The sequence below is a fragment of the Polaromonas sp. genome (assembly GCF_012927415.1).
In the GTDB taxonomy this organism is placed as follows: domain Bacteria; phylum Pseudomonadota; class Gammaproteobacteria; order Burkholderiales; family Burkholderiaceae_C; genus Polaromonas.
In genome coordinates this window covers 1-8002 of record NZ_JABBPF010000129.1, presented here as the reverse complement: position 1 = coordinate 8002, position 8002 = coordinate 1, and the positions used below count along the sequence as shown (strand labels likewise).

At 62.4% G+C, this 8002-nt stretch carries 5 protein-coding genes, 1 other RNA gene and 1 pseudogene; 4 read left to right on the top strand and 3 right to left on the bottom strand.

What is annotated here, in order from left to right:
• Positions 1–650 (bottom strand): DUF484 family protein (locus HHJ19_RS11925; RefSeq protein ID WP_296907599.1); only part of this gene is annotated, 650 nt, incomplete at its 3' end.
• A 156-nt stretch (positions 651–806) separates the two neighbouring features.
• Complete coding sequence (gene dapF / locus HHJ19_RS11920; RefSeq protein WP_296907596.1) at positions 807–1679, bottom strand: diaminopimelate epimerase; 873 nt, start codon at positions 1677–1679, stop codon at positions 807–809.
• Between the two features lie 199 nt (positions 1680–1878).
• Between dapF and HHJ19_RS11915 the strand changes: the two are divergent.
• Positions 1879–3518, top strand: a pseudogene (locus tag HHJ19_RS11915) (MBL fold metallo-hydrolase).
• A gap of 139 nt (positions 3519–3657) precedes the next feature.
• Entirely contained in the window at positions 3658–4539 is an 882-nt protein-coding gene (locus HHJ19_RS11910) for a basic amino acid ABC transporter substrate-binding protein (protein WP_296907593.1), read from the top strand.
• 139 nt (positions 4540–4678) lie between these two features.
• On the opposite strand, the gene rnpB is transcribed toward HHJ19_RS11910, so the two are convergent.
• Positions 4679–5064: RNase P RNA component class A (gene rnpB / locus HHJ19_RS11905), an RNA gene on the bottom strand.
• A 63-nt stretch (positions 5065–5127) separates the two neighbouring features.
• Between rnpB and cysK the strand changes: the two genes are divergently transcribed.
• Together cysK and HHJ19_RS11895 are read left to right on the top strand one after the other, a co-directional pair.
• On the top strand, positions 5128–6045 hold the full coding sequence (cysK, locus tag HHJ19_RS11900) for a cysteine synthase A (protein WP_296907590.1): 918 nt from the start codon (positions 5128–5130) through the stop codon (positions 6043–6045).
• An 83-nt stretch (positions 6046–6128) separates the two neighbouring features.
• Positions 6129–7790, top strand: a complete 1662-nt coding sequence (locus HHJ19_RS11895; protein WP_296907601.1) for an NAD(P)/FAD-dependent oxidoreductase — start codon at positions 6129–6131, stop codon at positions 7788–7790.
• Positions 7791–8002 lie beyond the last annotated feature (212 nt).

The window sequence follows — 8002 nt, the reverse complement described above, 5'->3', positions numbered from 1 at the left end:
CCGGCCTGGTCGCCGTGGCTTTCAACAAAATCGGCCCCCATGTTGCTGTCAAAACGCCCGGCATCGGGCGACGCCAGCACCAGCAAACCGGCCACCGGGCTGGCCACATCTGCGCGCAGGGGAATCAGCGCCACCGACATGGCCAGCGCGGGCTCGGGCAGCCAGCTCACCGCCTCGAAGCCTGAATTGACGCCGCAATAGGGGGCCGCCAATGAGGACGCGAAAGTCTGCACATCGCTGCTGACGCCCATGACAAAGCTTTCATCGGAGAAGATGCCGTTCACGTTCCAGACTTTGATGGCGGCTTGCGGGATCTGAAACTCGCTGGTGATACCGTGCACCACGGCGCCAGGCAGGTCGCGCGCCTGCGCCGTCTGCAGCAGCTTGCGCGTCCATGACTTCATCTTGCCGGCAATTACCTCGTTGTCCTGGCCGTGGCGGATCATGTCGACTACCCGCGTTTCCAGGCCCTTGATCTTCTCGCGCAGCATGCCGGCCTGCCGCTCCTGCAGGCTGACCGCGCGAGCACCATGGCCACTGGACAGCTGCACCGTGGCGAGCAGCTCGGCATGGCGCTCGAAAAAGTCCGGCGTATTGGCCAGGAAGTTGGCGATGTCATCTTCGGTGATGGGATGTTCAGTTGGGTTCATATCGGCATTGTCTAGGGTTTTAGAAGTTCAGGCGAATGAAGCCGCAGCGACAGGCTTGTTCTTCACTCCGGCGGGGCGCGGAACCGGCTTTGTCAGGCCGCAGGCGCAACGGCTCCACGGGGGCCGCTGACCACACCCGGTGGGAGCGTGGCGGCATTATTCGGGGATTTCGATCTCCGATTCAAACACGGTGGTGGCGGGCCCGGTCATCATGACCGGCGCATCCAGCTCACCGGTCCATTCGATGGTGAGCTGGCCGCCGCGCATCTGCACATCGACCCGGCTGTCCAGCAGGCCGAGCCGTATCCCCGCGACCACCGCCGCGCAAGCGCCGGTGCCGCAGGCCAGCGTTTCGCCGGCACCGCGCTCGTACACCCGCAGACGGATCTGATGGCGTGAGACGATCTGCATGAAACCGGCGTTGACGCGATTTGGAAAACACGCGTGGTGCTCGATCAGCGGGCCCGTCTGCAGCACCGGCGCGCCGTCAATAGCGTCCACCAGTTGCACCGCATGGGGGTTCCCCATCGACAAAACTGCTACAAAAACCGGAGCAAGCTGTGTCGATTCTGCAAGGACAAGAGGCCATTTCTGCCATAAACCAAAGGTTTTGGGTATCAACCCGGTGGCGTCAAACGGCACCAGCGGTAAGTCAAACACCGGCGCGCCCATGTTGACCGTCACACGGCCGTCGGCCTGCATGCGCGGCTCGATCACGCCACCCAGGGTCTTGACCTTCACTGCGTCCTTGGCCGTCAGCCCCTGCTCGCGCACGAAGCGTACAAAACAGCGCGCGCCATTGCCACACTGCTCGACTTCGCCACCGTCGGCGTTGTGGATAACATATTCAAAATCTATGCCTGACGCGGGTGAAGGCCGCACCGAAAGGATCTGGTCGGCGCCCACGCCAAAGTGCCGGTCAGCCAGAAAACGGTACTGCGAAGTGCTCAAGCCCAGCCGTCCGCGGGTTTCGTCAAGCATGACGAAATCGTTGCCCGCTCCTTGCATTTTGGTAAATCTGATTCGCATGAGCGGATTATCCGCGCTGCCCATAAGCACGGCTGGCGCGCTGGCGCAAGTTGTTGCCTGAAACCATTAATTTACAGAATTAAAGGCTCTCGTCCAATTGATACCGCTATCGCATGCTATTTAAATAATAGCATCGAGGTTTTTCTTGCCGGCGCCGGCCGACGCCGGTAAAAGCCGCCAGTCGAAGCCATAATTCCCCATGGTCAGACCCACCCAACTCCTCTACCCCCAACGCGAACCGCAACCCGCGCCGCCGCCAACGTGCTGCTGCTGCGCGACGCGGCGCAGGGCATTGAAGTGCTGATGACCAGGCGCTCCACGTCGGCCAGCTTTGCGCCGGGCGCCTATGTCTTTCCGGGCGGCGGCATTGACGCGGCGGACGCAGCCACCCATGTCCAATCGACGCGCCGGCCCGGTCAAACCGATTTGCAGCTTACCCAGGCCGTTGCCGCGATGCGCGAGAGCTTTGAGGAACTTGGCGTGCTGTTGGCGCGTCATGCCGACGGCAGCCATGCCACGACCGAGGACATCGCGGCGCTGGATCGCAAGGCCCCGTTTGCGGCGCAGTGCCAGACGCGTGGCCTCACACTGGCCGGCGCGGAAGTGTTTGCACTCGCCCAATGGGTCACTGACCGCGACCTGCCGCGCCGCTTTGACGTGCCGTTTCTGGTCGCCCGCATGCCCGAAGGCCAAACGCCCGTGGCCGATGAAGCCGAGCAGTTTGAGCCGATCTGGGTGCGCCCAAGCGACGCGCTGGCGCGACACCAGGCGGGCACCTTCTTCATGATTTTTCCGACTGTCCGCACACTGGAGCGGCTGCAGCATTACGCCAGCGTGGATGCGGTGCTCACCGCCTGCGCCAGCGGCAAGCCGCTGTGGATATCGTGTCCGCGCGCCGGCCTGCTGGACGGCCAGGATGCGCGCTACATGGAGCACGACTCGCCCTACGGCGAACTTGCGCTTACCAGCCCCGACGGGCAGATCGTCCACACGCTCGACTGGCAATCCGAAAAACCCGTGGCGCTGCTTAAAAATGTCAGGCGACTGACCGCGCCCAACTCCGGCCTCATGACCGGTCCGGGCACCAACAGCTACATCGTGGGCACACAGGACACTGGCTACATCGTGATCGACCCGGGGCCGAACGATGAAGCGCACATCCAGCGGCTGCACGCAGCGACGGGCGGCCGCATCGAGGCGATTGTGTGCACCCATTCGCACCCCGACCACTCACCGGGCGCCTGGCCCCTGCAGGCACTCTGCGGCCATCGACCGCCGATTCTTGGCCTGCCATCGGGCGCCAGCGCGCGCGCCGACTCCCGCTTCGTACCGGACCGCACACTATCCGACAAAGAGCAACTCGCGCTTTCGCGGAACGGGGAACAGCACACGCTGGAGGTTGTTTTCACCCCGGGCCATGCGGCCAATCATGTATGCCTGGTGCTGCTGGAAGACGGCCTGCTGTTTTCGGGCGACCACATCCTCAACGGCAGCACCACCATCATCAACCCGCCCGACGGCGAGATGACGGCCTATCTCGACTCTCTGGACCGGCTCAGCGGGGCCTGCGACGCGCATGGAATCGACTTTATCCTGCCAGCCCATGGCCACGTGCTTGAAGCGGCGAGGCAAGCGATTGCCCAACTCAGGGCGCACCGCCTGAAACGAGAGGCCAAGGTGCTGGCGGCAATGAAAGACAGGCCCGATGGCACGATGAACGACTGGGTGGCGCTGGCTTATGACGACACCGACCCGCGCATCTGGCCGATCGCCCTGCGCTCGCTGCAGGCCCATGTTGACCGGATCAGGGCATTGCGGCAGCTTTCGCCCGGCGGGTAATCAGGTAATCCATTCAAACCGGGGAAACCGGGACAGGCCGGCAATTGACCCGGGCTTATACTTTTTTGCTTCGTTGCGCGTAACCCTGGCTCGCCAGCGGGTCTCAGCCGCGTTTCATTAATCCTTCAGGAGTTTCTTTATGCCTGCAATAACAACACGAAATTTTCTTCATGCCGCCAGCGCCTTGTTGGTCGGTTTGGTAGTGGCGGCTTGCGGCAAGCAGGCGCCCGCGGCACCCGGCGCCAGCGCACCGGTGGCTGCACCGGCCGTTTCGGCTCCCGCGCCCGCCGCCAGGATGTATGTGGTTGGCACCGACGCGGCTTATGCGCCTTTCGAGTCACAAAACGAAAAAGGCGAAATCGTCGGCTTTGACATTGAGGTGGTCAAGGCCGTCGCCCAGAAAGCCGGCATTGAAGTGAAGTTTTTGAATACACCCTGGGAAGGCATCTTCAACTCGGTGGCGCAAGGCGATCGCGATCTGCTGGTGTCGGCCATCACGATCACGCCGGAACGCAAGCAGACGCTGGACTTTTCAATTCCCTATTTCGACGCGCAGCAGCTGATTGCCGTGAAAAAGGACTCGAAAATCTCCCGGTTCACCGACCTGAAAAAACTCAAGGTTGGCGTGCAGAATGGCACGACCGGCGACGAAATAATCGCCAAGCTGCAAGGCAAGGACAGCGCGAACATCAAGCGCTTTGAGTCCACGCCGCTGGCGCTGAAGGAACTCGAAGGTGGCGGCGTTGATGCCGTGGTGGCTGACAACGGCGTGGTGGTGCACTATGTCAACAACAACCCGGATTCGAAGTTCAAGACCGTCAGCGACAGTAGTTTTTCGTCCGAGCAATACGGCATTGCAGTGAAAAAAGGCAATACCGAGCTGCTCGAAAAAATCAACAGGGGTGTGGCCGACATCAAGGCCGACGGTACCTACACGCAGATTTATACGAAGTATTTTGGCTCCGCGCCTGGCGCAGCCAGCGCCGTTGCACCAGCCCCGGCAGCTACTGCGTCAAAATGACATCGTCAAACGCACTTCGTGTGAGCGCTCTGGCACCTCGCGCGGCCGGTGCAGGGCAGCCAGAGCGGTCGCTCATGCCATGGCTGACCCCGTATCTCGCGCTATGCCCGATGCGGCTTCAGTCAGCCGACATTTAAAAGTGTGAAGCCCGCCGATAAGCCGGATTCTGTGCGCCGTGCCTTTTTGCCCGAAAGCAAGTTGGCGCGGTGTGACCGCCATTAATCTGGGCCGGGGGTCGCCCACCCGGCTCGGTGCTACCTACCCGCCAGCACAACTTGCGGAACCACAAGTCAAGAAAATGACGGCGAACCGCCACCGCCTGGGCTGGCCTATTTGGTATTGCTGCGCGTAGAGATTGCCCGTTTCACCCGAACTGAATCGGCTCGTCTCTGTTGCTCTGATCCTCACCTTATACCTTGCGGCTTTCAGTGGAGAGGTGTTACCTCCTACGCTGTCCTGTGCAGTCCGGACGTTCCTCCAGTGCCAGGTTTCCCATATGGCACCAGCGGCGGTCTGGCAGGCTTCACCCTCCTATTATGGCAGTGCGCCACAATGCGCTGAGCCACCCTCAATCAACAAGGAGACCCCATGAAAGCCGACAATATCCTGGCCACCATTGGCAACACGCCCCACGTCCGCATCAATCGCCTGTTCGGCCCCCAGGCGCAGGTGTGGATCAAGTCCGAGCGCGCCAACCCGGGCGGATCGATCAAGGACCGGATTGCGCTGTCAATGGTCGAAGCAGCGGAAAAATCAGGCGTGCTTGCCCCCGGCGGCACCATCATCGAGCCGACCTCGGGCAACACCGGCATCGGCCTGGCCATGGTGGCGGCCGTCAAAGGCTACAAGCTGGTGCTGGTAATGCCCGACAGCATGTCGGTCGAGCGCCGCCGTCTGATGCTGGCCTACGGGGCGAGTTTTGACCTGACACCGCGCGAAAAAGGCATGAAGGGCGCCATCGCCCGAGCCCAGGAGCTGGTGGCGCAAACGCCGGGTTCGTGGATGCCGCAACAGTTCGAAAATCCGGCCAACATCGACATCCACGCAAGCACCACGGCGCAGGAAATTCTGGCTGATTTCCCTGACGGGCTGGACGCCCTGATCACCGGCGTCGGCACCGGCGGCCACCTGACCGGGTGCGCCAGGGTGCTGAAAGCCGCCTGGCCACTGCTCAAAGTCTTTGCCGTCGAACCGACGGCCTCGCCGGTGATCTCGGGCGGCCAGCCTGCCCCGCATCCGATTCAGGGTATTGGGGCCGGCTTCATTCCGAAAAACCTTGACACCGGCCTGCTCGACGGCGTGATTCAGGTCGATGCCGAACCGGCACGCGAAATGGCGCGGCGCTCGGCCAGCGAAGAAGGCATGTTGGTCGGAATTTCCTCAGGCGCCACGCTTGCGGCCATCGCGCAAAAATTGGCGGAATTGCCGGCCGGCTCCCGCGTGCTGGGCTTCAACTACGACACCGGGGAGCGTTACCTGTCGGTCGAAGGCTTATTTCCCGCCTGAACCGGCTAACTCTGCGGGTGGTTCCGTCCACCTTTAAAATGGCTGCATCTGCTTGATAACCACAAGCCGTGAACCGAACCACCATGCTGCGACTGACTGAACTCAAACTCCCGCTCACCCACGCTGACAATGCGCTGCGAGACGCCGTTCTCCAGACCCTCCAGATCACGCCCGCCGAGCTAGTGAGCTTCACGGTCTTCAAGCGCAGCTTTGACGCCCGCAAGGCCGTGATCATGCAGGTCTACATCGTTGATGTGATGCTGGCCAACGTCGAACAGGAGGCCGCGCTGTTGCGCAAACATGCGGACAACCCGCATGTTTTCCCTACCCCCGACATGGCCTACCACCCGGTCGGCGTCGCACCCGTCGGCCTGCCGCTGCGTCCGGTGGTGGTTGGCTTCGGCCCTTGCGGCATGTTCGCAGCGCTGGTGCTGGCGCAAATGGGCTTTCGGCCCATCGTGCTGGAGCGCGGCAAAAGCGTGCGCCAGCGCACCAAAGACACCTGGGGCCTGTGGCGCAAAAACGTGCTGAATCCAGAATCCAACGTGCAGTTTGGCGAAGGCGGCGCGGGCACTTTTTCGGACGGCAAGCTCTACAGCCAGATCAAGGACCCCCGCCACCTCGGCCGCAAGGTGATGAACGAGTTCGTCAAGGCCGGCGCGCCCGCCGACATTTTGTACGAAGCGCATCCGCACATCGGCACTTTCAAACTGGTCAAGGTGGTCGAGAACATGCGCGAGCAAATCATTGCGCTGGGCGGTGAAATCCGCTTTGAGCAGCGCGTGACCGATGTGTCGATTGAGGTCGGCTCGGGCGGCAGGCACATCCGGGGACTCACGGTGCTGGACCAGGCCACTGGCCAATCTCAGGAGTTGGCTGCCAGCCAGGTGGTGCTGGCGCTGGGACACAGCGCGCGCGACACCTTTGCCATGCTGCACGAGCGCGGCGTCTGCATCGAGGCCAAACCTTTTTCCATCGGCTTTCGGGTCGAGCACCCGCAGGGCCTGATCGACCGCGCGCGCTGGGGCCGCCATGCCGGCGACCCGGCGCTCGGCGCAGCCGAATACAAGCTGGTGCATCACGCCAGCAACGGCCGCTCGGTCTACAGCTTTTGCATGTGCCCGGGTGGAACGGTAGTGGCCGCCACCTCTGAAGCCGGCCGCGTAGTGACCAACGGGATGAGCCAGTATTCGCGCAACGAACGCAATGCCAATGCCGGAATCGTGGTGGGAATTGATCCACGCGACTACCCCGGCAATCCACTGGCGGGCATCGAACTCCAGCGCCAACTCGAATCCCATGCCTTTGTGCTGGGCGGCAGCAACTATGAAGCGCCTGGCCAGCTGGTTGGCGACTTTGTCGCCGGCCGGCCTTCGACCGGACTGGGCAGTGTCAATCCGTCATACCAGCCGGGGGTGGTGATAGGCGATCTGTCGTCCGCCCTGCCCGGCTACGCGATTGACGCCATGCGCGAAGCTTTTCCGGCCTTTGGCCAGAAAATCAAGGGCTTTGACATTCATGATGCAGTGCTGACGGGCGTGGAAACGCGTACCTCGTCGCCGATCAGGATGAGCCGGGGCGAAGACCTGCAAAGCATCAACGTGCGCGGCCTGTACCCGGCCGGCGAAGGCGCAAGTTACGCCGGCGGCATTTTGTCGGCCGGTGTGGACGGCATCAAGGTGGCCGAAGCGCTGGCTCGCAGCATGCTGGCCGAGGCAGGGAGTCGCCGGCTGGCCGCCGCCTGATACCGCTGCCGCAACGGATAGGGGATACTTCCCCCTCACGATTTCATATCACCCACGCCGCAAATTTACGGCTCACCATTTTTGCAACGTCGCCAAGGCGCCGCCCGAACCCCAACCTGACAGAACTGATTGATGACTGATACCGCAGCAACCCAACCCACTGCCCCTGAAGCCGACCGCGCCCGGACTCCGGCCAGGCACAAGAACGCGGT

Coding starts and splice junctions, on each gene's coding strand:
- dapF (WP_296907596.1), bottom strand. CDS start 1,679: ATGCGAATCAGATTTACCAAAATGCAAGGAGCGGGCAACGATTTCGTC.
- HHJ19_RS11910 (WP_296907593.1), top strand. CDS start 3,658: ATGCCTGCAATAACAACACGAAATTTTCTTCATGCCGCCAGCGCCTTG.
- cysK (WP_296907590.1), top strand. CDS start 5,128: ATGAAAGCCGACAATATCCTGGCCACCATTGGCAACACGCCCCACGTC.
- HHJ19_RS11895 (WP_296907601.1), top strand. CDS start 6,129: ATGCTGCGACTGACTGAACTCAAACTCCCGCTCACCCACGCTGACAAT.